Origin of the sequence: Globicatella sanguinis (assembly GCF_002847845.2) — a bacterium.
GTDB classification, from domain to species: Bacteria; Bacillota; Bacilli; order Lactobacillales; family Aerococcaceae; genus Globicatella; species Globicatella sanguinis.
Map to the genome: position 1 here is coordinate 1294471 of NZ_CP126962.1, position 24520 is coordinate 1318990.

The 24520-nt window shown below is 36.7% G+C and carries 17 protein-coding genes and 2 pseudogenes; 2 read left to right on the forward strand and 17 right to left on the reverse strand.

Annotation, left to right across the window (positions count from 1 at the left end):
* Positions 1 to 5: 5 nt before the first annotated feature.
* From CYJ72_RS05635 to CYJ72_RS05655, 5 genes are all read right to left on the reverse strand, one after another.
* Complete coding sequence (locus tag CYJ72_RS05635; protein WP_373276908.1) at positions 6 to 2258, reverse strand: heavy metal translocating P-type ATPase; 2253 nt, start codon at positions 2256 to 2258, stop codon at positions 6 to 8.
* A gap of 12 nt (positions 2259 to 2270) precedes the next feature.
* Positions 2271 to 2726: a CopY/TcrY family copper transport repressor gene (locus tag CYJ72_RS05640; RefSeq protein ID WP_066126721.1), complete on the reverse strand. Its 456-nt coding sequence runs from the start codon at positions 2724 to 2726 to the stop codon at positions 2271 to 2273.
* Between the two features lie 267 nt (positions 2727 to 2993).
* Complete coding sequence (locus CYJ72_RS05645) at positions 2994 to 3869, reverse strand: DDE-type integrase/transposase/recombinase (RefSeq protein WP_284630859.1); 876 nt, start codon at positions 3867 to 3869, stop codon at positions 2994 to 2996.
* 229 nt (positions 3870 to 4098) lie between these two features.
* Complete coding sequence (gene ltrA, locus CYJ72_RS05650; RefSeq protein ID WP_284630860.1) at positions 4099 to 5613, reverse strand: group II intron reverse transcriptase/maturase; 1515 nt, start codon at positions 5611 to 5613, stop codon at positions 4099 to 4101.
* Between the two features lie 445 nt (positions 5614 to 6058).
* Positions 6059 to 6649 carry a YdhK family protein gene (locus tag CYJ72_RS05655; RefSeq protein ID WP_066126601.1) on the reverse strand — a complete coding sequence of 197 codons (591 nt, stop codon included), beginning with the start codon at positions 6647 to 6649 and terminating at the stop codon, positions 6059 to 6061.
* Between the two features lie 154 nt (positions 6650 to 6803).
* Between CYJ72_RS05655 and CYJ72_RS05660 the strand changes: the two are divergent.
* Positions 6804 to 7220 (forward strand): annotated as a pseudogene (locus tag CYJ72_RS05660) (transposase); the annotation flags it as partial.
* Between the two features lie 39 nt (positions 7221 to 7259).
* Here the strand turns inward: CYJ72_RS05660 and CYJ72_RS05665 are convergent.
* The 8 genes and pseudogenes from CYJ72_RS05665 to CYJ72_RS05700 form a co-directional block, all read right to left on the reverse strand.
* Positions 7260 to 8639 carry a L,D-transpeptidase family protein gene (locus CYJ72_RS05665; RefSeq protein WP_101814002.1) on the reverse strand — a complete coding sequence of 460 codons (1380 nt, stop codon included), beginning with the start codon at positions 8637 to 8639 and terminating at the stop codon, positions 7260 to 7262.
* Positions 8640 to 8805: 166 nt separating this feature from the next.
* A pseudogene (locus CYJ72_RS05670) lies at positions 8806 to 9066 on the reverse strand (CopY/TcrY family copper transport repressor); the annotation flags it as partial.
* A 502-nt stretch (positions 9067 to 9568) separates the two neighbouring features.
* Positions 9569 to 10153 (reverse strand): anaerobic ribonucleoside-triphosphate reductase activating protein, encoded by a 585-nt coding sequence (gene nrdG, locus CYJ72_RS05675; protein WP_066126594.1) that lies wholly within the window; start codon positions 10151 to 10153, stop codon positions 9569 to 9571.
* Complete coding sequence (gene nrdD / locus CYJ72_RS05680; protein WP_066126592.1) at positions 10153 to 12285, reverse strand: anaerobic ribonucleoside-triphosphate reductase; 2133 nt, start codon at positions 12283 to 12285, stop codon at positions 10153 to 10155. The genes nrdG and nrdD overlap by 1 nt, the downstream gene beginning before the upstream one ends.
* A gap of 85 nt (positions 12286 to 12370) precedes the next feature.
* Positions 12371 to 13030 (reverse strand): hypothetical protein, encoded by a 660-nt coding sequence (locus CYJ72_RS05685; protein WP_066126590.1) that lies wholly within the window; start codon positions 13028 to 13030, stop codon positions 12371 to 12373.
* A 626-nt stretch (positions 13031 to 13656) separates the two neighbouring features.
* Positions 13657 to 14427: an IS21-like element helper ATPase IstB gene (istB, locus tag CYJ72_RS05690; protein ID WP_284630861.1), complete on the reverse strand. Its 771-nt coding sequence runs from the start codon at positions 14425 to 14427 to the stop codon at positions 13657 to 13659.
* A complete protein-coding gene (gene istA / locus CYJ72_RS05695; RefSeq protein WP_284630862.1) occupies positions 14420 to 15961 on the reverse strand; it encodes an IS21 family transposase in 1542 nt (513 codons plus the stop codon). Before istA ends, istB begins: the two co-directional genes overlap by 8 nt.
* A gap of 166 nt (positions 15962 to 16127) precedes the next feature.
* Complete coding sequence (locus CYJ72_RS05700) at positions 16128 to 17570, reverse strand: ISL3 family transposase (protein WP_284630863.1); 1443 nt, start codon at positions 17568 to 17570, stop codon at positions 16128 to 16130.
* Positions 17571 to 17962: 392 nt separating this feature from the next.
* Here CYJ72_RS05700 and CYJ72_RS05705 point away from each other — a divergent pair, with 392 nt between their 5' ends.
* On the forward strand, positions 17963 to 18940 hold the full coding sequence (locus tag CYJ72_RS05705; RefSeq protein WP_284628552.1) for an IS30 family transposase: 978 nt from the start codon (positions 17963 to 17965) through the stop codon (positions 18938 to 18940).
* Positions 18941 to 19187: 247 nt separating this feature from the next.
* On the opposite strand, the gene CYJ72_RS05710 is transcribed toward CYJ72_RS05705, so the two are convergent.
* The 4 genes from CYJ72_RS05710 to mnmE all read right to left on the reverse strand — a co-directional run bounded on the left by CYJ72_RS05710 (position 19188) and on the right by mnmE (position 24402).
* Positions 19188 to 20354: an IS256 family transposase gene (locus CYJ72_RS05710; protein ID WP_284628554.1), complete on the reverse strand. Its 1167-nt coding sequence runs from the start codon at positions 20352 to 20354 to the stop codon at positions 19188 to 19190.
* Between the two features lie 271 nt (positions 20355 to 20625).
* A complete protein-coding gene (mnmG, locus tag CYJ72_RS05715; protein WP_066126855.1) occupies positions 20626 to 22533 on the reverse strand; it encodes a tRNA uridine-5-carboxymethylaminomethyl(34) synthesis enzyme MnmG in 1908 nt (635 codons plus the stop codon).
* A gap of 13 nt (positions 22534 to 22546) precedes the next feature.
* Positions 22547 to 23014, reverse strand: a complete 468-nt coding sequence (locus tag CYJ72_RS05720) for an NUDIX hydrolase (RefSeq protein ID WP_284628558.1) — start codon at positions 23012 to 23014, stop codon at positions 22547 to 22549.
* Between the two features lie 8 nt (positions 23015 to 23022).
* Positions 23023 to 24402: a tRNA uridine-5-carboxymethylaminomethyl(34) synthesis GTPase MnmE gene (mnmE, locus tag CYJ72_RS05725; protein WP_066126857.1), complete on the reverse strand. Its 1380-nt coding sequence runs from the start codon at positions 24400 to 24402 to the stop codon at positions 23023 to 23025.
* Between the last annotated feature and the right edge of the window lie 118 nt (positions 24403 to 24520).

Genomic DNA, 24520 nt, shown 5'->3' on the forward strand with positions numbered 1-24520 from the left:
GTTTTCTAAATAACTGCTGGTTTGAATCGTCTTAACCGTAAAGCATTGAGTAAGACCGATACGGAGCTGAAACTCATGGCGACTGCCGCAAACATTGGACTCATCAATGGTCCGCCAAAAATATACAAGAGACCCATCGCAACTGGAATACCCACAATGTTGTAAGCAAAAGCCCAGAACAAGTTTTGTTTAATGTTTCGTAGCGTTGCATGACTTAAATCAATCGCAGTCAATACAGCGGTTAAATCATTACGCATAAGGACAATATCAGCCGATTCAATCGCCACGTCTGTACCTGATCCAACTGCAATACCGATATCTGCTTGAGCTAATGCGGGTGCATCGTTAATGCCGTCTCCAACCATCGCTACCTTCTTGCCTGCCTCTTGTAGTTTTTTGACTTCCTCTGCTTTATCTTCAGGTAATACTTCACTTAATACACTGTCTATACCCACTTGCTTAGCAATCGCTTTGGCTGTACGTTTGTTATCTCCAGTAATCATGATTACTTCAACACCGCGTCTTCTAAGTTCTTTAACAGCCTTCATACTATTTTCCTTGAGTGTGTCAGCTACTGCGATAATTCCAGCTAGTTCTCCATCAACAGAGAGATACATCGGTGTTTTTCCTTCGTCTGCTAAACGATCGGATTCTTTTTCCATGCTTGATAAATCAATCTTTTGCTCTAGCATCAGTTTACGGTTTCCAATGTACATATCTTTGCCCTCAATTTCAACTCGAATCCCGTGTCCAGGAATCGCTTCAAAATAATCTGGTTTAGCTAATGTCATGTTCTCTTCTTTTGATTTCTGTACGATGGCTTCGCCTAATGGGTGTTCAGAACCTGTTTCACCGGAAGCTGCATAATATAAAAGATTTTCTTTAGTAATAAGAGGAGTTACCAAAATATCTGTCACGATAGGTTTACCTTCTGTCAGTGTCCCTGTTTTATCAAATACAATCGTGTCTAAATTATGAGTGGTTTCTAACGCCTCACCACTTTTTATCAAGACACCATGTTCTGCCCCTTTTCCGGTTCCAACCATAATACCTGTTGGAGTCGCCAGACCTAAGGCACATGGACACGCAATGACAAGGGTTGTTATGATAACGGATAAAACAAATATTCCAGATTGACCTGCAATTAACCAAGCAATCCCTGCTAAAACGGCTAATGCTATAACAATCGGTACGAAATATCTGGTAATGATATCGGCCATTCGAGCAATGGGTGCTTTAGACCCTTGAGCATCTTCTACTAATTTTATGATTTGAGATAGAGTTGTATCACTTCCCACTCGAGTCGCGCGGTAATCAATGGAACCATTTTTATTGATACTAGCCCCAATAACCTCGTCTCCAATTTCCTTTTCCACGGGGATACTTTCTCCTGTCAGCATTGATTCATCGACTGAAGTGCGTCCCTCAACAATAACACCATCTACAGGCATACTTTCTCCCGGACGAACTCGAATAACATCTCCTAAAGCGACTTCGTCCACAGTAATCTCTTGTTCCACACCATTACGTATCACTCGAGCTGTTTTAGGAGCCAAGTTAACTAATTTTTCAATAGCTGAGGACATTTGACCCTTTGATCGCTCTTCTAAAAATAGCCCTAAAGTATGGAGTGTCAAAATAACGCCAGTTACTTCATAATAAAGTAAATCTGAAAAATTACCGTAACCCAGGCCTGTTGCGATTGTCGCAGCGAGACTGTAAACAAATGCAGCCGCCGTACCAAGCGCAATCAAGGAATCCATATTCGGGTGACCTTTAAATAAGGTTTTGAATCCCTTCTGGAAATATTCCCAGCTCACTACCATTATCGGCAAAGTCAGAATAAGTTGTAAAAGAGACATATTTAATGGATTTGTCATTGGGTCAATGATATTTGGTAGTGGCATGCCTACCATATGACCCATGGATATAATTAGTAAAGGGATTGTAAATATAATGGATACCCCAAAACGATTTGAAAGTTGCTTCATTCTTTTTTCTTTTTTCTCACGCTTCTCTGCTCGTGAATGATCTTGAGTATCCGTAGTCTCTAATACAGCTGCATAACCACTATTGGATACAGCACCAGTCACATCAGATACTGAAATTACTGACGGGTTATAAGAAACTTGCATTTTTTCTGTCGCTAGATTGACTGAAACTTTATCTACGCCCGACAACTTTCCGACAGCTTTTTCAATTGTCTGTGCACAGGATGCACAGGTCATACCTTCTATGGCAAATGATTTATTCTCCAATTTTTTCACTCCTTATTCTCCATGATGATGTAAATGGCAATCGCATTGCCCTTCTGTACACTGACAATCAACTTCTTCTACTGCGAAAGCTTTTTTCATTTCTAATATTTCTTCTAGCCTTTGGATATCATCGAAGCTTAAGACATGATCTTCAATGATACTCGCTACTACATTCCCGACATTCTTTCGACAAATACGGTTGAAAATATCGTCTGTATAATTTCCTATGGCTTCTTTCTCTTCAATATTGGCAGTATAAATAAATTTTTTACCTTCTTTCTCTGTATTTAGTACGCCTTTTTCAACCAGTCGACCTAAGAGCGTTTTGATAGTGGCTTGTTTCCAGTCCATTTTTTCTTTCAATATGGAGATGACTTCTTTACTAGTCACTCGACCATTCGCCCAGACTACACGCATAACCTCCCATTCAGCATCTGTGATATGAAGGTCTACAGCTATAGTACTCATATTCTCTTCTCCTTTCGTTTACGAGTGTAAACATTAATGTTAAATAAAGTTTACACTAGTAAACGATTATTGTCAAGAGTTTATGTAGATGAATAATTTGTGATGTGTACAGAAGTCAAACATTTGTGACAATCGCTTATAAAGAGTTGCTCAATCAGGATAGCGAATAGCCATCAAGTTCATTTAGCCTGTCAAGGACATCCTTTTCCTTGATAGGCTAAATGAACTTGGTATAATGGCTCGCTATGATTAAGCGACTTTCTGATATTATTCTACCACTTGGTTTGGACTCTTAAACCCAAGTGTCTTCGTAACGACGTTATTCTGACATCGATAATAACGTTGATGCGCTTTAACTAACTCTTCCACACTTCTGAATTCCCGCTTTTGATAAAAACGTTCCGTATCCATCCGATGACTTCGTTCTACTTTACCATTCTGCCACGGACTATACGGACGTGTCTTCAGATACTTAATGCTTTTTGATGCTAAAATACTTTCGAAAATGGTCTTGGGTGCACTCGAATCATCACCATTCGTAAATTCTTTCCCATTATCCGTTTGAATACAGTCGATCTTGAACCCTAATCCTGCTTCTAACTCGAGTAAAAAATACGCTGTATGCGTCACACTTTTCTCGTCTACAATCTTACAGTATCGCTTTCGTGAATACTCATCGATTGCCGTTATCTGATAATATCTAATCCCTCGTGTATCAAACTTTAAGCATTCTCTTGGTACATACTTAATATCAATCTGTACTTTCTCCCCGGGATAACTCACCTCTATCGGTTTCCATTTTGATTTGGGATACCGTTTGACTGCTTCTTCCGTGTTTTTATGCCATCCTTGTTTGCGGATTATCTTACACATCGTTGTATAATGTCGATGATAACCTTGCTTCAGGCATTCGACATACACTTGAGCCAAGCCTTCATGACCGTATCGTTGATACTTTGTTCGGGCTAACTGAAGTTCCTCAGCTGTATGTTGATTAGGATGAATTAAAGGGCATCTACTTTTCGCTCGAAGACTCTCCCAACTCCCATCATAACGCTCAACCCATCTTGAGATTTGTTGGCGAGAGGTATGATAACGACGGGCTGCTTGGGTATAGTTTCCGCATTTTACCGCATATTTCACGGCGTTCTTTCTATATCACATTTCTTCTGTTATAATTGATTTCATAGGGAGCTCCCTTTACAATGTTGTGTCCTAACTTTATTGTATCAGAAGCTCTCTTTTTTGTTTACTCTTTTGTCACATATGTATATATCCTAACATCTTTTTGGAAAATCGAGTAGGAGACTAATCATTAGTTGATTAGTCGACCTCTCACACCACCGTACGTACGGTTCTCGTATACGGCGGTTCAATAATGTAAGTACACTTGCTCTGCCAATTGGGTCATATTCAAAAGACCCCATTGGTAGAGTTTTTCCGTTGGTATGGCTTGATGAACTTCCCAAGTACAGGACAATCGCCAATATTTCTTTCTTGAATAGGCGATACGTTTGGACTCATCGAGTGTTAATCCTCTCTTCATGAGTTCTTTTATCTTCGTTCTTGGTCGTTTCCATCGTTTGAGTATTAGTTGTCTGATTCTGCGATGTAACCAGGATTCAATGGCTCGGATAGTGCCTTTAATATAGCCTCTTCCATGGTATTGTATCCACCCTCTGGCTACTTGGTTGATTTCCTTTACCAACATTTGAAAGGTTTTCGGTGTTTTCCGACTCGTGACTTGTCTAAGTTTCGCTTTGAATTGCTTCACTGCTTCTTTAGTCGGTCGGTATCGACAGCCTCCATTCGCTTTCATTATCAGACAACTCAAGAACTTTAAACGGTAAGGACTACCTACTTTACTTTTTTCTGTATTCACAACCAATTTCAATTCTTTTGATAGGAATCGGCTGATACTCTGTAGAATTCGTTCGCCTGCTCGTTTACTTTTCGTAAAGATGACAAAATCATCGGCATAGCGGACGAATCGGTGTCCACGTTTCGTTAGTTCTTTATCTAACTCATGTAAATAGATGTTACTGAGTAATGGCGACAGGACCCCTCCTTGTGGGGCGCCTTTTCCTGTCTTCTGGAAGTTTCCGTTTGGTTCAATGACTCCAGCTTGCAAGAATCGGTTAATCAATCTTAATATTGATTTATCGTCAATGTGTTGTTTCAGAAGATACATCAGCTTGTCATGGTTAATCGTATCAAAGTACTGTTTTAAATCGCAATCCACGACATATCGGTAGCCTTCTTCATAATACTTGGCACATTGTTTTCTTGCTTGATGAGCATTGCGATTTGGTCTAAATCCATAACTGTAAGGGCTAAAGGTCTTGTCGATTGACGGTTCAATAACCTGCTTAATCGCTTGTTGTATCACTCTATCCCTTACAACGGGTATGCCTAGTTTACGGACACCTCCATTCGGTTTAGGTATTTCAACCCGTTTTACTGGCTGAGGACGATAAGTGCCTTCGAATAATTTCTTACACAAAGGAACATAATAGTTGAAGATATGACTTTCTACTTCTTCAACGGTCATCCCATCCACACCCGGGCTTCCGCCATTTCTTCTGACTCTATCACATGCGCGTCTCAGGTTATTTCTTTCTACCACCCTCGACATTATCGGATAGTGACGCCATTGGTCCAAAGCTTCTCCTAGTGATTGACTCTGCGCAGATGCATACTCTTTCGATTCCGTCTTATCCCTTTGCATCTTGCCAAGCTTTTGCTTGTTTTCTGCCTTCTTCATCTTCACTACCTCTCTTTCTTTCCAATGTTCATTATTGTTCAGTCCTTCAGTTGGTAGACAACCTACTATGACCTCTGCTGACTTCTCATGATTCGTTGTTACTAAGATACGCTTATCTCTCATGAGACCTCCCCAGGTAAGGTGCGTTAACCTCCCTCCCATGTCACCGCTTGATTTATCCAACCATAATCCGTGCAGTATTGGGCTTTACTTTGTAATGCAAGCTCACCCTTATGATTAGACCTTCTATCAAGTTTCTGTTCGTCGGTGCAGGAGTTTGCCTTAGGCTTCCTTCAGATTCCGCCTCACGACGACCTTAATTCTTAGTGCTTTAGCACTTAGAAATTAAGGATAGGGTACCGACACCCTTGCCCTTAGCTAACAGTTCCTACTGCAAAGCCTTGCTGAGACTGTTTGACTTTAGTCATTACAGTCTCACATGCGTTAGAAGTAGCGGACTTGAACCGCCAAGTTAACGCCCATGCTGGGCGCACATTAAAAAGAAGAGCAGCTGAGAATTCCTCTCGGCTGCTCTTCCAATAATATTTTTTAGATATATCCCTGTTTCTTACTCAGCAGAAAGCTCCGAGTCGGTTACCCATTTATGGTTCTTGACTTCCTCTCCACCCGTGGTTGGCTGGTAGTCAATCATGTATACTGTGGTGCTTTTAGCATCGTCAATCGTAGCCGTTGCGCCTTCCATGCCTTCCATGTGGTCGGCTTCCAAAGTTACCTCGTCTCCTGGTTCGAAAGGTTCCTCTCCTGCATCCGCAATCTCCTCATGAATTACCCATTTGTGATTCTCTTCGCGCGGGCCGCCATTCGTAGGATCATAGGATACCTCGTAGGCTACAGTGTCAAAAGCGCCTACAATCGTGGCTTCTGCCCCCTCCATGCCTTCCATGTGCCCGTCTGTGATTGTTACCGTCTCCCCCACGTTGTAGGTAGGATTTTCAGCTTCTTCCAAACCTGCTGGGATTTCACCAGATTCATCGTGCACCATGCCGCCGTGATCACCACTTTCTGAAGATGTTTCTTCGGTTGTCGTTTGATTTGTATCTGTTCCAGTAGATTCATTTATCTCGTCATTGCCACATGCTCCAAGTAATAAGGCAGATGACAGTAAAATAATTCCTATCCATTTTTTATTCTGTTTCATTTTTTCCTCCTGAATTAAAAAAATAAAGCTCTAAATTTAAAGTGGTGGATTCTATAATGAGGTTAGCCACCTCTAAAAATCCATAAAAAAACGACGTGAATTTCATGTTATATTGAAGTTACCACTAACTCTCAATAGAAAAGGATGAATTCACATGACGCAAGACCAGTTTAACACAGTCTTACGAAAAGGGACACACTTATCTTATCAAGAACGTTGTCACATTCAGATTCTCAAGAAAGAAGCCTATTCTCACCGCGCTATTGCTAAGTTATTAGGGCAATCACCTCAAACCATTCATAATGAAGTGAAAAGAGGCACCATCACGCAACTGAAACGCCAAAAACAAAACGGTAAAACCTATGACTATACCTACACACTATATGATGCCGATGCCGGACAAGCTAATTATGAGCGTCAACGTCTTCACTGTGGTAGGCGACCTAAATGGGCGGATTCCAACGCCTTTATTGACTGGGCAGACAAAAAGATGTTTCAAGATAAATGGTCCCCCGATGTTCTCGTGGCTTTTGCTCGTGAACATCAGTTGTTTGACGCTGCGATTGTTCCTTTATATCAGAGTGCCTTTTTATCTTGATGTACGAACGCATTATTCGAAAACGATGACGGGCATTCCTGGATACGCATACTCAAAAACGATTGGCATGATATCAGGTGGTGTATTGATACAACCAAGTGACCCGTTAACTAAATAGGCATCTCCACCAAAGTATGGCTGCCAATTAGCATCATGAATACCTTGTCCGGTATAATCAAAGGCTAACCAAAACTCAACAGGCTGTACGTAATCCTTTTCAGTTCGAGGGTTATAGCCTTTCAATTCTGAAGGACTTTCCAAATTCCAAATAGCATAAGCACCTGGGATTGTATTCGTGCCAATCTGTCCTGTTACCACAGGGGTAGAAAGGACCTGATTGCCATCGATGTAGACAAACATTGTCTGGTTTAAGATGTCCACTTCAATATAACTATTACCTATATCATCTAAAGTACCATTGTATCCTATTCCAACAATAGTCGGTTCACGCACCACTGGAACCGCTGCTTGTAAATCAGCTAAAATGGCTTGCGTTTCTGCTTCACGATCAATTGACCAACCTAAGGTTCCGGGGAGAAGCTGAACTTCTCCTTGTAAAGTACTGTTAAAGGTGCGATAGTCATCATAAGTAGCATAACGCTCATTTAACGTTCCTAAATATTCGTAAATCATGTCCTCATCAAAGTTGACTTCATTGAATTCATCAATGTAAAGCCAACTTGAAATTAATTCTGGTGTAATGACTTCTTCATATCCAGCAATGGTTAATGTAATTTGAAGATTATTGTAAACTTTAAGCTGGTCTAATTCTGAAAGTAAGCTTTCATCCGTCGATGTAATGTCAGGTTCGAGATAAGCTTCACTCACTTCTACCGTTGTCTGACCCTCTCGAAGACCGTCTAAAACTAAGTCCAATAATTTATCCTGATTAATTTCAGTTCCTATTTGCTCTGGCTCAATATAGTAGCCCATCTCTTCTGAATATTCTATTGTTGCATCGGTTGGACTCAGGCGAGTAGTATCAGACAGCGTTATTGAATCAATCGTGGTGCTCAATTTCTCCTGATTAATTACTAAATCTCCCTCAGCAACCCCTTCATAATTACTATCATTAAACAAACCATTCAACCAGGTTGTTTGATTTTGTTCTTGAATGAGAGAATCAAGTTGTGGGGTTAAATTAATTTGCGGGTCTAGGTCTCCAAGTGTCACGCTTCCTATTGGTTCGTTATTCTCTTTTAATGTTAGGGTATGATTTTCTAACTCCCTTGTAATTTTAGCGTTTGCCTCTTCTTTTGTTAAATGACTAATATCTATGTTTGCAAAACTGGTGTTCATTAAAAATCTTTGTGAAAAATGTTGAGCCCCGATAGTGTGACCTATACCTAGGAATAGAAAAATTACACCAAGTGTAATAATAATTTTTTTCATTGTGCACCTCTTCTCAAATTTTACCTAACTGCTGCTTCTTTACTCTACGACTTTATAGTTTGCATCTGACAAAGCCGAAGAAAATGAATCTAAATTTAATCTTTCTTTAGAAATTACCACCGCTCTTTTACTTTCTAGATCCACGGAAACAGTATCTAAACCTTCAGTTGAAAATATCGTCTGTATAATTTCCTACGGCTTCTTTCTCTTCAATATTGGCAGTATAAATAAATTTTCTACCTTCTTTCTCTGTATTTATTACGCCTTTTTCAACCAGTCGACCTAAGAGCGTTTTGATAGTGGCTTGTTTCCAGTCCGTTTTTTCTTTCAATATGGAGATGACTTCTTTAATAGTCACTCGATCATTCGCCCAGACTACACGCATAACCTCCCATTCAGCATCTGTGATATGAAGGTCTATAGCTATAGTACTCGTATTCTCTCCTCCTTTCGTTTACGAGCGTAAACATTAATGTTAAATACAGTTTACACAAGTAAACCATTCTTGTCAAGTCTTTTTTAAATAAATATAACCAGCTATTATTGCCTTTGTTTTCCTATCTTTACCCAATACTAATTATAGGGTTACTGATTATTCCACGCTTTTAAGGTAAGCTGTAGCCAATTCAAGGCACCCGCTGTTTTGACCCCGAATCTGCACATCAAGGCAATCAATCCACGTTTGGAGCCCACCTCGGTCTCTCTTTTAGGTATAGTTGAGACTTTTTGCCCAGCCTCTCCCCACAATAAATAGCCTATTTCTTGTGGGGAGAGGCTGGGCAAAAAGTTGTAGAGCCATCAAAAAAGAGTTATCTATCAATTAGGTTTGAGCTGCCACTCCCTAATTGATAAATAACTCCGTCTTTAATCGCGATACGTTTATTCTTTAATATACATTAATCTTGTTTCATCATTTAATCGCAATACGTTCATTCTTCTGTTCCCATTGTTGATATCTCGTCATCTTGATAATACAAAACAACTTTATTTTGCTTTTTACTTTCTTTTACATCAATGATACGTTGGTTAGAACTGCCTCGGAAACGTAAAGTTAAATCGCATTTCGCCAAAATAAATCGCCCATCAACTAAGACATCTACATATTCGAGCAAAGCTAATTTATCCTCGGTTTCTTGTTGTAATTCTTCCCAAGTATAACCGGACCAGGACCAAATATCCTTGGTATCACCATAGGTTTCTCTTACTCGTTTACAAAGTCTCAACAGGACTGGCGTGTTCAAGAAGGGCTCCCCACCTAATAAGGTTAATCCCTGACAATAAGAAGCACCTAAATCTTGAATAATTTGATCTTCTAATTCTTGCGTATAGTAGGTCCCATAGTTAAAGTTTTGAATGATTTTATTATAACAACCTTCACATTGGAATAAACAACCACTCACATATAAGCTACAACGAACCCCTTCACCATCGACGAAGTTGTATGGCTTATAATCGGCAATTTTATGTTGTGACCAATCTTCTGAACGCCATTCTTTTGGTTGTGGATTCTTCATTATAACGAACCCTTCATGTGTTTCTTACGTGCAGAAATTTCTTTATGACGTCCTTTTACCATTGGTCTTAACTGTGGATTTCCTAAATAACCACATGTTCTCTTTACGACGTCACAAGTTTCAGGATTACGATTGCCACATTGAGGACATTGAAACCCTCTTTCGGTTGGTTTAAAATCACCATCATATCCACATTCATAACAATGATCAATCGGTGTATTGGTACCTAAATAGCCCACTTTTTGATACGCATAATCCCAAACAGCCTCTAAAGCTTTAGGATTTTGACGCATATTAGGATACTCACAATAATTAATAAATCCACCTGAAGTATAGGGTAAATATTCTGCTTCAAAATCTAGCTTTTCAAAAGGTGTTGGTTGTTTTCGAACATCATAGTGGAAGGAATTAGTATAATAATCTTTATCTGTTACATCGGGAATCATACCATAAAACTCTTTATCCATTCGGCAAAAACGATCTGTTAAACTTTCTGAAGGAGTGCCATAAATACTAAAATGATAGCCATATTGTTTACCTAATTTATCTGCATATGCTTTCATATATTTTAAGATGTCTACTGTAAATTGCTTGGCTTCAGCGTTCGTTTCCCAGTTAGGACCATAAAAGACAGTCCCTACTTCATAAAGTCCAATATAACCCATTGATACGGTCGCACGACGGTTTTTAAAAACTTCATCTACTGAATCATTTTTTGTTAGACGTTTACCAAAAGCACCATGTTGATATAAGATTGGTGCATTTTCAGGCAATGCTTCTTTTACACGTTCAACACGATATACTAGGGCCTCTTCTAAAATTGACAGACGTTCATCTAATAGTTCCCAGAAACGATCTTTCGATTGCATCGATTCAATCGCAATACGAGGTAAATTTAAGGTCACGACACCTAAATTCATTCGACCCTCATTGACCTCATTACCATTTTCATCTTGCCATCCTTGTAAAAAAGAACGACACCCCATCGGTGCTTTAAAACTTCCTGTTAATTCAACAATTTTGTCATTCATTAACACATCTGGATACATCCGCTTAGTAGAACATTCTAACGCTAATTGCTTAATATCATAGTTTGGGTCAATAGGATTTAAGTTTACTCCATCCTTTAAAGTAAAAACTAATTTAGGAAAAATAGCTGTACGTTTTTCTTTACCTAAACCTAAAATTCTAACCTTAAGAATTGATTTCTGAATTTCACGAGCGTACCAAGAAGTTCCTAGCCCAAATCCTAAAGTAGTAAAAGGTGTTTGACCTTGAGAGGTATATAAAGTATTAATCTCATACTCTAAACTTTGCATTGAATCATATATATCTTTTTTGGTTTGTTTCATCGCAAACTCTTTTTGTTTCTCTGCATCTTCAATCCACTCGGCAGCAGTTTTAAGATGCTTTTTATAATTAAGTTCTGCATATTGTTCTAACAATTCATCGATACGATTAACACTAGTACCACCATATTGACTGCTAGCCACATTAGCGATAATTTGTGCCATTTGTGCAGTCGCTGTCTGGATTGATTTTGGTGATTCTACCTGCGCATTTCCAATTTGAAAGCCATTCTCGAACATTTGTTTAAAATCAATTAAACAACAGTTAGTCATTGGTGCATACGGATGATAGTCTAAGTCATGATAATGAATTTGCCCCTTTAAATGAGCCTTTTTGACCGATTTAGGCAATAAATCTAACCCGACTACTTTTGAAAGAACGCCCGCTGTTAAATCTCTTTGAGTATTAAAGACACGACTATCTTTATTAGCATTTTCGTTCACAATTTGTGTGTTGCGAGAACGTAGTTGGTTAACTTGATATTCTAAATTAGTAGCCTTTTCTTCAATTTCTGACATCTTTTTAGCAAATTTATCTTCATATTCATTTTGATTTACATATGATATTATCTCTTTTATGGAACTACTCTTAATCATACTATCTTCATTGGCCTGAAAAATACGGTTTGATATTTCAGCAATTTTGTCATCTGCATCATGATGCCCGGAACGTTTTAAACTAAAAATCATTTTGTTTAAATTGAACTTTTCTATTCTTCCATCACGTTTTTTTACAGTTAAACTATCAAAATTAATTTGTTTTTTGTTTAAATCCACTACCATTCTCATCACCTCAAATACTATATATAGTGTTTATATTGAACATAGTACCATATATATAGTATTTTAGCTAGTGATTACATAAAAATTATTTATTAATAAAATATAAAAAATAATTTAGTATATAGGCTAATTCTGGTTTATTCAAACGTTCCAAAATACTTTCACAAAGTGTTACATTTTCTAATAAATCTTCTAAATAAATACAATTCGCTTTAATAGACCGATTAATTAGATATTCGTTTGAAAAAACATATGATATAAGCGAAAATTTCTTCTCAATAAAATGATTAGCATCAACAATTTCACAATAGGGTTTAATAAGGTTCATAAACTCATCGAAAGAATATTGTTCGAAAAATTGATGAAGTGTTTCTAATGGTACATTATGCAAGAAACTATCCTTCTTACCGTATAATAAATCAGTCAATCCACTAAAATATGGCTTCATTCGAATTAATTGAGTGCACAATTTATTAGAATTAATTTTATCTTGCGTTTGAATATAATGCCAGCTATCTACTAATTCATATAAAGCTTCACGTACTAAGAAACCTCTCATCACACATTCAACACGAGAATAATATTGATCAAATGAATAAATCAAAGGAAAATTACTATAATGATCAGCTTCTGAACGGTCATACAAAAAATCTAACATAAAAGGACTATCAAGAATTGTATCTTTAGAATAATAAGCTATTGGTAAATGTAAATAAAAATTAAAACTCTTACGAAAGACAACCATAACTTTCCTCCTTTTTATACTATACTGAAAAATATATTATCACGGAAACGATTACAAGTCAATCGCTTTATAAATTTAATTTATAAGAATATTAATATACTTATATAAATAATTCAGTTGTACAAACCATAATAATAACTGCATAGTTTAATAGAAAACTGAGCATTGTTCACTTGGTTTTTGATGAAAAGTAGAAATTTTACTCCCATAAGATAACCTCAACACTATTGTTGAAGCATCTGAATAAACTGCTGCCAACATAATGGATGATATAACTTAAAATCAATGGCCTATATCATTTGAAAACCATCATAACTAAGGTAGATGCTAGCCCAATAAATATAAATGTATAAAATTCATTGGAGAAAAAATTAATTTAAAAAGTTGTAGATGAACAAAGTCATTTCTGTTCACACACACCATAAAGTGTAGACTCATGTTCATATTTCAAATAAACAACACCTAAAAATAGCGCTAATGGTTTCTACACCAACACAAAAAAATATAGAACCCAAGTTCATATGTCAACCCGATTCAATAATATATAGGTATACAAAAAAAGGCTCTATGTCAAGTAGTGTTGGTAAATATGTATTTCGCAAGTTAAAAGTGAGCCATTTCGCAATTTAAAATTGAGCCACTGTCATCTTTGAATTATCTTTTATCCATTGTTCTGTTTCTTTCATTCTGTAAGAAGGGCCGACCATATTTACAACATGTGATTTATGAGTCAAACGGTCGGTTAAGGCAGCTGTTAGGACGGGATCATGAAATATTTCCTGCCATTTTAAAAATGATAAATTACTCGTGATAATGGTAGATTTTCTTCCCGCTCGTAAAGATAGATGTGAAAATAATAATTCCGCCCCTTCTTTGTCGAAAGAGATATACCCAAGTTCATCAATAATGACGAGATCGTAGTTTTCAAATTTTAATTCGAATGACCGTAAGGTTCTTTCTGATCGATGTTCTTTCAACTGATTGATGAGGGAAGGGACTGTCGCAAAAAAGACGCGATAGCCCGCTAAACAAGCTTCCATCCCTAATCCTATCGCTATATGTGATTTTCCAGTACCTGGCGATCCAGTTAAAATCACATTTTGTCCCTCTTTAATAAAATCTAACGATTTAAGATGGGGTAACTTTTGCTGTGCTTGTTCCGGTAAGGCATCTATGACTAACTCTTCTAACAATTTCTTTTGTGGAAAGTTAGCGATACGTATTCGATTTTGTTTTGAACGAATAAAGCGGTCATTCTTTTCCTGTTCTAAGACTTGAAGAAGAACCGTAAAGGCTTCGGTTGGATTATGAAATGTTCCTTCTTCTTGCACCATTTTCCGAATACTGGGTAATCGTAATTCTCTACATAACTCAATTAATCGTTCTTTCTTATCCATAGTGAATGACCTCCTTATCTGCTTGATGAAACAGATTCGCATAAGCTTTCAAATTGCTTTCCGATTGATGGGTTGTCTCATCTCTTGCCAGAGATACCTCTGTCGGCTCTGATTGCTCGCATAGAAATAAAATTCTTTCTGTGCTAACGTATCCCCAACGAATGCCATTCAATTCTTCGACCGCTGCCATAACACGTTCAAAGTTGTTATTGTCCTTCATGTAGTGGAGTAATATGATGAATTCTTTCTCTTTTCCTATATAATGATGGTGGTAAAGATTTTTTATTTGTTGTGGTGCTTGTCTCAAACATTCACTTTGAGCCAAGGCACCTTTTTTTCTTTTGAATGTTTCTAAGTAATGGTAAAGATTCATTTCCCACTGATGGACACCCCAATGACGTTTATGTGTTGCGATGATTTCACCCTCAATAAACAACTTAACCTGATCAGCACTTAGTTTTGCGATGATATATTTTCCAATATGACCTTCTGGTACAGAGTAATGATTTTGCTTAATGACAACCGTACTATATTTATCTACTCGACATTCCAATATTTCAGAAACATCAAAAGGAGCGATCATGGTAGGACCAATCCTATCTTTTTCTGTCTGCATCAATTTCAGATGAGAAGCCTTGTGTTCGTGATGCAAACGTTGATTGAGTTTCTCTAATTCATTGTTAAGATGAGTTTCAGCCTCTTCTAAACTGGTAAAGCGATAAGTTGAGGCAAACGCCTTACGACGTATAAACTCCACACTACGTTCCACATGTCCCTTTTCATTTCCTTTTCGTGGTTCACATAAACGAATTTTAAATTGATAGTAATTGGATAAATGAATCATGCTGTCGGTAATGGTTTTCTCTGTTCCAATAAAACTTTTAACAACAGTTCTCATATTATCGTAGGTAAAGACAGAAGGGACAAAGCCGATGTGACTGATAAATTTTGTGTGAACGTCTAATACACAAATTTGGGATTCTGATTGATAGATTCTAGCGAAACGGTAATTACTGTGTGCCAAAGTAAATACAGCCAAAGAATATGTTTTTAGCTTGTCATCGATAAATAATTTTATCTCTCCCCAATCAAATTCAACCTCATATCCTGGTTCCGCATGGTGTCGGATAAATACTTCTTTTGTTTTTGTCACCTCCTCGTTAATGAAGTTTCTAACGGTTGTATAACGAATAGAATAGCCACGATCGAGCAGCTTCTCATGCATGTCTACAATCTTCATTTGTTGTTTAGCCATGCCATGATTCTTTTTCCACTCATTTTCTTTAATAAAATCACGTAACATTACTTCAATTGATTCTGATAATACTCTGCGTCTACCGACTCTTTTTTTATAAGTTGGTGGTTTCACGATATCCTCTGCAATAGGAAGATCACGCACATCTTCATACTTGCTTCTTTCATATTCCTTGATATATTTATCAACGGTATTCCTAGATTTCTTCGTGAGTAAAGCAATTTTTCTTTTGCTTAGCCCATCAAGGTAGAGTTTTATAATCGTTTGTTTTTCTTTCAATGCAATCACTCCTGATATTCCCCCTATTTATTATTCAATAGGGTTATTTTCTATCAAAAGTGGCTCAGTTTTCAATCAATATAGTGGCTCACTTTTAAGTTAACATATACATAAATAGTAATAGTTGCACTTGAACGCATGTTCAAGTGCTCTTTTTTTACTTAAATTAAGCTGTCTTATTTTGCATTTCTAATTGTTTTTGGTATTCTTCCTCATATTTTTTAATAGCATCTTCTTCAGCAAATAATAGTGGACGATAAGCTTCATTCTTCACATTATTATGAGCAGTCGATAATATAATTCTACTTCTTAAATGGTAGAAGTTTCGATATCCATAACTGATTCGTTTAATGACTTTAATTTTATTGTTTGTACCTTCCACACAACCGTTTGATAGCGTATATTTCAAGCTATTCTGTATATGATGGCGATAATGATATAAAGTGTTAAATGCCGTTCTTATTTTTCTAGGGGGGCGATATTTCTTGCTTTCCTCCAATACATGGATGAATTGATCATAGGAATGTTCTTTAATGGCATCCATTACTTCATGAATCAAACGGTAACTAAGACTAAGAGTAGCATCTTTTGATAATAAATAATCGACAATGCCCCTTTCATGAATCAATTGCTTAAATAATGAATATTTCTTATACTCTTCGAACTCCAACTCATTCCAATCTTTTAATAATAGTTTCCAATATCGCTTAAACTTATTCGCATCAGGTTTGTTTTTTGATTTTAAACGATTCATCACTTCTATCCGATGTTGATTTAAAGCCCTTGTCACCAGTTGTACGATATGAAAACGGTCGATGACCACGACAGCATTTGGAAAAATCGAGGGAAGAAAGTCTTTAAACGCCCCGTTCATATCTATCGTGATGGTTTTAACTTTCAATCGTTCTGCTCTAGAAAAACGCATAAAATAGTCATATAAAAAAGCTTGTGTTCGGTTTTCTAAGACATCCACTACAATATGTTTGTTATTATCCATTAAAATACACGACATAGCTGCCTTCACATTCTTCACGGATTTAAATTCATCAATCGCGATATGTTTGGGTAGTGATGTGGGCTTGGTATTATATTGATAACTATAGGCTTTCAATTGGCGCAGTACCGTATGAGACGACACATTCCAGGTTTCAGCAATATCTTTGATGGGCTTCGTTTTACCTAATTCTTGAAGAATCATTACCTTTAAGGGTGATGAAATCGTACAGTGCTGTTTGGTTAAGTTGGTTTGAGAAACCGTTGTTTTTTGACAATGTTTACAAAGGTATCGTTGCTTAGTCAGTTTAAGATAAGCAGGTTGAAGGTTATATTGCCCAATTAGGATGACGGTCCTATAAGATCCATAATCAATCATATCTTCCGCTCCATTATTACTACTACCACAATGAGGGCACACTTTAGGCGTATTCTTTAGCGTTCCTGTAACGGTTAATACTTTTTTAAAGGCTTTTGAGACAGGAAGCATTTTTTTAGTAGAACTTTTAAATTGATGAACTGAGAAATAGCATTCTTCATCAAAATCATTCTGTTCGATATTGATATTAAGGTCTTCCATTCCAAGTAAAATTTTAGTATTATTGTTTGTAGCCATGTGATTTCCTACTTTCTATTATTTTTGGACAACTTAATTATAGAGGAAATCACAGGCTTTTTGTATATAAAAATAGTGCTGGTGATTTCGCCACGCCACTTAAATTGTGAATTCTTCCCATTTTTTATGATTGAAAATAAAGCTGCTAGTTGCGGTTGGGAGGGGAACTATTTTATGGCTATCAATATAACAGTAGCACTTTACTTAATGGGAGAATCGGGTAAGCTAAATGACTCGACCGAAAATTTAAGCGAAGTGCGGAAGGTCGGGGAGTGACCCCGCACCCGATTCGACGATTCAGTCAAGTGCTACGGTATAGAAAAAAATATAGAAAAAAACATCTCAAAACGTTATTATTGTAGTGACAAAACCAGAATAAAGGACGTTTTAAGATGTATCATCATTATAATTCATTTTCAGCAGAAAGCAAGACCCGAAATAAACATTTAACACTAGACGATCGTCACAATATTGAGCGTTGGCACCGTAGTGGCAAGTCTAATCGCGAAATTGCGCGTCTTCTAGATAAAGCCCCTCAAACGATTCATAATGAAATAAAAAGAGGGCTCGTTCTTCAACAAGTTAGAAAAGGTCGCTTCAAAAAGATTTATTCTGCTGAGTATGCTCATTCTCAGTATTTAAAACAGCGCGACAAGTGCGGACGCAAAGTGTCACTTGATAAGGAAACCAAAGAAACACTCGTTCATTTTCTGACCGAAATGAAATATTCACCAGAAATGATCGTTCATTCTAATCTTGTCAACGTTCCTGTTTCAACGATTTACTATTGGATTCATAACGGACATTTAGGCTTAACATCGAATGACTTACTTTATCCGCGTAAATCAAAGAAAAAACGTAAGAATACTAGCTCGCAATTTAGAGTGAAAGGTCAATCTATAGAAATGCGTCCGGAAGTCATTAATCAGCGTGGTGAGTACGGTCATTATGAAATTGATACCGTGATTCTAACGCGCAAGACCAATAAATGTTTACTCGTATTAACCGATCGTCGGACACGCCATCAAATTATTCGACTGATTCCAAATAAACAGGCGGCATCCGTCAATAATGCTTTATTAGATATACTCAATGAATATGCGATTAAATCAATTACAGCGGATAATGGTGTTGAATTTTTTAGACTGCATGAAGTCTTTCCTTATGAGCATATTTATTATGCCCATCCTTATTGTTCATATGAACGGGGAACAAACGAAAACCACAATCGACTAATAAGACGGTTTTTACCTAAAGGAACAACAGATGTAACGGAATTAGAAGTAAAGAAAATCGAAAACTGGATTAATCATTATCCGAAAAGAATGTTCAACTACAAATCACCATTTGAGATGATGAACGCTGGCTAATTTAAACTTGAAATTTGCCTATATTTTGATATTTGATAATACTACTATTGAAAAATTATTATGATTACAATATTGTAATAGTTAGTCAAGTCCATAATATTGTGTAAAAATAACTAGCACATTTTTTTATTCCATTTTTTGCCTTAACGATCAACTAATTGCTGGCAGGGTTCTGTCAAGGGGGAAAGCAAGGCGACCCTTGACAGGTTCTTAGAAGCAATTAAAATGTTGAAGGGCAAAAAATGAATTACATTTGAATATATATTCTATCTGCTGTTAGCCACTCTTCGTCTTGATCGATTAACATTGCTCCGATTAAGCGATAAGCAGATTCAACATTAGGGAAAATCCGAATGACTCTTTCCCGTCTTCTAATCTCTTCATTTAACCGTTCCAGACAATTGGTACTTTTAAGTCTAGGATGAACAACCGATTCGCTAAGATAAGTAAAGGCGTCTTCAAATCCCTCATCAAGAATCGCTAAGCTGGCTTGATATTTCTTTTCTCCTTCATATTTTTTAAAAAGTTCGTTTTTAACGATGCGGGCAATCTTAATATCCTGAATACGAAACAGTGCCTTGATGTCTTCTTTAAATTCTCTGGTCTCTTTTTTCGGTATTTTAGCTAAGATATTTCTTAAGAAGTGAACCTGACATCTTTGCCAAGAAACATTCAGAAAGTTTTCCTTAATTGCTTTTACTAGACCCGTGTGTGCATCAGATATAACCATTTTAAGGCCATTTAGGCCTCTTTCTTTTAAGTAGTTAAAGAAGCGAGACCAAGAGTAATCACTTTCGCCATCACTGATGTCAAAACCGAGGAGTCTTCGTTTTCCTTCTTCACTAATTCCGATTGCGATATGACAAGCTTTGGATACAACCTTATGATTTTCTCTTACTTTTATATAAATAACATCCACCACTAGGTAAGCGTATTGGACAGAACTTAAATCGTGATGACGCCATTGTCGAACCTCTTCATCCAGTTGTTTCGTAAGGGAAGAGACAAATGATTTAGAATAGGTTTTCCCACATAAATTTTCAATGACTTTCGAAACTTTTCTTGTAGAGACACCTTGGATATACATTTCAAGCATGGTTAACAGAAGTGCCTTTTCATTTCTTTGGTAGCGTTCAAAGATTTCTGTTGAAAACTTGCCATCTCTTGTTCTTGGCACTCTGAGGTTTAACGTTCCGAGTTTTGTTGTGTAGTCACGATTGTAATAGCCATTACGATAAGTCATTCTATTGGGATCGCGTTGATAGGCTTCGTTATCTAAGTATTCATCCCGTTCTTTCTCCATCAGTTGATTAAAAACCTTGGTTAGAATACTCTTAGCTATGTTGTCTTTGACTTCTACGTCAATTAAGTTTTGAATTTCTTCTAAATTCAGTGTAAAATGTACTTGGGTCATTTTAATTCCTCCTGGTTTGTTTATTTTTCCTAAAAACATTGTACCAGTTATGGAGGGATAAGTGACCCTTTCTTTTTACACAATTATATGGACTCTATCTAATAGTTTATATCGCGATATGATGATCATGTTATGTATAGTATTACTTATCCATCTCTATGAATATTAAATAGAGCCGAAACAAGTTTTTTACTCATTTCGACTCTTATTTTTTAATAAAGTTAACAATATGAATTTGAATGACATTCTTTAAAGATTTAATTTCATACGATTATTTTTTATCGCCTAAGCGAGCAATTTTTCCTTGTTGAATATATACGGTTAAAATCGCAATATCCGCTGGATTGACACCACTCACTCGACTTGCTTGTCCTAGTGTACTAGGTTGGATTTTTTTCAAGCGGTCTCTGGCTTCTGTTGCTAAACTGTCCACCGCATCATAATCAATATCTTCTGGAATGAACTTTTCTTCCATTGATTTCATTTTATCGACTCTTTGGTTTGCCTTAACAATATAACCTGCGTATTTTATTTGAATTTCAATTTGCTCTGCTATTTGACGTTCTAATGGACCTTCCTCACGAGGTATGATGCTGATTAAATCTCGATATCGAACCTCTGGTCTTTTTAGTAGATCTACTGCTAAAATACCATCTTTTAATTGTGTTGATTGAATACTATCTAAATAATCAACCAATCCTGGTGTCTTTGGAGTTAAACGAATATTGCTTAATCTTTCTAATTCTAGTTCGATTAGATTTTGCTTAGTGATAAAATAATCATAACGTTCTTGAGTCACTAATCCTAGTTGATATCCCATTTCTGTTAATCTTAAGTCTGCATTATCATGGCGTAATAATAAACGATATTCAGCACGGGAGGTTAACAGTCGATAGGGTTCGGTTGTGCCTTTGGTAACTAAATCATCAATCATTACTCCGATATATCCTTCACTACGTTTCATTATGAAAGGTTCTTTTCCTTGAACTTTTAGTGAAGCATTGATCCCTGCAATTAAACCTTGTCCTGCAGCTTCTTCATAACCACTCGTTCCATTCATTTGGCCTGCTGTAAATAAACCATTAATAAGTTTTGTTTCTAACGATAGTGTTAATTGATGGGGAATTACAACGTCATACTCAATTGCATATCCCGGTCTCATCAATTGTGCATTCTCTAATCCTTTTATAGAATGCAATATTTCCATTTGAACATCTTCTGGCATGGAAGTAGATAATCCTTGAACATACATCTCATCTGTACCTAATCCTTCTGGTTCGATAAAGATTTGATGACGTGGTTTATCACTAAAACGAACAATTTTATCTTCAATCGAAGGACAATAGCGTGCACCTACTCCTTCGACTATTCCACTAAACATCGGTGCTCGGTGAAGGTTCCCTCTAATAATTTCATGAGTCATTTCATTCGTGTGGGTTAACCAACAAGGAACACTCTCTTCTTTATAACTTTCATCAGGTGTTAAAAATGAAAAATGATTAGGTTTTTCATCACCTGGTTGTATTTCGGTTTGATCAAAATCGATTGAGTTTTTATTAATTCTAGGTGGAGTACCTGTTTTAAAACGAGCAAGTTCAAAACCTAATTCTAATAAATTCTCTGATAACTTAATAGATGGTAAAGTATTGTTGGGACCTGATGAATATCCTAATTCACCAATTATGATACGTCCTCTAGAGGATGTTCCTGCAGTTAAAACAACTGCATTCGATAAATAACGCGCACCTGTTGAAGTCACAACACCTTTTACTTGATTATCTTCAACAATTAACTCAGTTACTAATCCTTGTTTTAAATCTAGATTCTCGGAGTTTTCTAACACTTGTTTCATCGATTGAGCATATAGCTGTTTATCCGCTTGTGCTCTTAAAGCTTGAACTGCTGGACCTTTTCCAGTATTTAGTAAACGCATTTGAATATACGTTTTATCGATATTGCGCCCCATTTCCCCACCTAAAGCATCGATTTCTCTCACTACGACGCCTTTAGCTGGTCCACCGATAGATGGATTACATGGCATAAAAGCGACCATCTCTAAACTTAATGTTAACAATAATGTTTTACTTCCCATCCGGGCACTGGCTAGAGCTGCTTCCGACCCAGCGTGTCCCGCACCTACGACAATAACGTCATAGGAACCTGCTTCAAATTGTTTCATCTAATTTCCCCTTTTAATAAAATACGACACTTTGTTCTATAAGTTGATTAGCGACATAAGTAAATTTTGCAGAAAAATAGGGTCTTCGATCTAAAATCCATTGTAGAAAAATATAATCGCCTTCCCAAGTCGGTTTGTTCATAACATCTTCATAGTTGACCCATTCCAAAGTACCCTCTGGACAATTTTTAATTAAATTTCCTGAAAATTCGGTGACACGGTAGACAAAACTATACCAGTCTTGTCCATCTGGTGTGAAATTTGGAAATGTTATAAATCCACATAATTCCAATTTTTCAGCAATTAATCCTGTTTCTTCATAAATTTCTCGTTTAGCACATTCTTCTGGCGTTTCACCTATTTCAAACTTACCACCGACACTGACCCATTTACCTTGATGAATATCATTTTCTTTTTTATTACGATGTAACAATAATAATTGTGAACCATTATCGATATAACATATTGTTGATAATTTCATTTTAGCCTCTACTTTCCTAGACAGAACTGACTAAACAGTTTATTCAATAATTCATCTTGAACGCTCTCACCCGTTATTTCGCCTAAAAGATCCCATGCTTTTGTAAAATCGATTTGAATTAAATCAACTGGCATTCCCATCTCAACAGAACTTAATACTTCATTTAATGAATCAACCGCTTGATTAAGCAATGCGACATGACGTGTATTGAGTAAGTAGTTAACATCTGTTGATTGGATTTCACCAGCGAAAAACTTTTTCTCTATTGCGGCTTCTAAAACTTCGATGCCTTGTTCTTCTATCATAGAGGTTGCAATTAATTCATCTTGTTTAATATAAGGACTCAAAGATTCCATCGTCAAGGCAGGTTTTAAATCTTGTTTGTTTAATAAGATTAAGCGATTCATGCCATTCGTTGCTTCAAGTAATTCTTTGTCTACCGGTTGTAATGTCTCAGATTGATTTAAAATTAAGATGATCAGATCGGCCTGTTCTATCATTTTACGCGATTTTTCTACACCTATTTTCTCTACTACTTCATCCGTTTCACGAATGCCTGCAGTATCAATTAATTGTAATGGAACACCTCTTACGTTGACATATTCCTCTATGATATCACGTGTTGTTCCTTCTATATCAGTAACAATCGCTTTATCTTCGCCTATTAATCGGTTTAAAAGACTCGATTTCCCAACATTAGGACGACCTACAATAGCGGTTTTAATACCATCTCTAAATAATTTTCCTTGTTGAGCTTGAGATAAAATATTTAAGATTTGTTTCTTAACAGCCAATCCTGTTTCTTCAAGTTGCTTTAATGATAATTCTTCTACATCATCATATTCAGGATAATCAATGGTTACTTCTACTTGTGCTAGTGTGTCTAACATATTTTGTCTCAAACTACGGATTTTTTTCGATAAACTTCCACTTAATTGATTCACAGATGCGCTCATGGCCTTACTAGTTTTAGCTTGAATTAAATCCATCACCGCTTCTGCTTGCGATAAATCAATTCTTCCATTTAAAAATGCGCGTTTGGTGAATTCTCCTGGTTCGGCTAATCGTGCCCCTTGTTTTAAGACCAGCTCTAATATTCTTTGAACGGCCATTATGCCACCATGACAATTTATTTCAATAATATCTTCTGTCGTAAATGATCGTGGTGCACGCATGACACTCACCATAACTTCATCCATTATCTCGTTATTATGAGGATCAATTATATGACCGTAATTAATGGTATGTGATGCGACTTTTTGAAGATCTTTACCTTTAAAAATTTGATTAGCATATTGAATTGCTTCAGACCCACTTAAACGTACAATCCCGATAGCACCTTCCCCTAAAGCTGTGGAAATAGCAGCAATTGTGTCTAATTGGTACATATCATCACGCTCCTTCTTAAAATATAAAAAAGTGCCTAAACTCCCCCTATTCATCATAGGAGTAGTTAGCACTTTGACTGCTTAGTATTCATTTCGATTGAATTATACAAAAAATAGT

Excerpts from the sequence above, each read along its gene's own strand:
- CYJ72_RS05700 (WP_284630863.1), bottom strand. The coding sequence starts at position 17,570 with ATGGCTACAAACAATAATACTAAAATTTTACTTGGAATGGAAGACCTT.
- CYJ72_RS05710 (WP_284628554.1), bottom strand. The coding sequence starts at position 20,354 with ATGACCCAAGTACATTTTACACTGAATTTAGAAGAAATTCAAAACTTA.
- CYJ72_RS05640 (WP_066126721.1), bottom strand. The coding sequence starts at position 2,726 with ATGAGTACTATAGCTGTAGACCTTCATATCACAGATGCTGAATGGGAG.
- mnmE (WP_066126857.1), bottom strand. The coding sequence starts at position 24,402 with ATGTACCAATTAGACACAATTGCTGCTATTTCCACAGCTTTAGGGGAA.
- mnmG (WP_066126855.1), bottom strand. The coding sequence starts at position 22,533 with ATGAAACAATTTGAAGCAGGTTCCTATGACGTTATTGTCGTAGGTGCG.
- CYJ72_RS05665 (WP_101814002.1), bottom strand. The coding sequence starts at position 8,639 with ATGAAAAAAATTATTATTACACTTGGTGTAATTTTTCTATTCCTAGGT.
- ltrA (WP_284630860.1), bottom strand. The coding sequence starts at position 5,613 with ATGAGAGATAAGCGTATCTTAGTAACAACGAATCATGAGAAGTCAGCA.
- istB (WP_284630861.1), bottom strand. The coding sequence starts at position 14,427 with ATGGATAAGAAAGAACGATTAATTGAGTTATGTAGAGAATTACGATTA.
- nrdG (WP_066126594.1), bottom strand. The coding sequence starts at position 10,153 with ATGAAGAATCCACAACCAAAAGAATGGCGTTCAGAAGATTGGTCACAA.
- CYJ72_RS05685 (WP_066126590.1), bottom strand. The coding sequence starts at position 13,030 with ATGGTTGTCTTTCGTAAGAGTTTTAATTTTTATTTACATTTACCAATA.
- CYJ72_RS05720 (WP_284628558.1), bottom strand. The coding sequence starts at position 23,014 with ATGAAATTATCAACAATATGTTATATCGATAATGGTTCACAATTATTA.
- CYJ72_RS05705 (WP_284628552.1), top strand. The coding sequence starts at position 17,963 with ATGTATCATCATTATAATTCATTTTCAGCAGAAAGCAAGACCCGAAAT.
- CYJ72_RS05655 (WP_066126601.1), bottom strand. The coding sequence starts at position 6,649 with ATGAAACAGAATAAAAAATGGATAGGAATTATTTTACTGTCATCTGCC.
- nrdD (WP_066126592.1), bottom strand. The coding sequence starts at position 12,285 with ATGGTAGTGGATTTAAACAAAAAACAAATTAATTTTGATAGTTTAACT.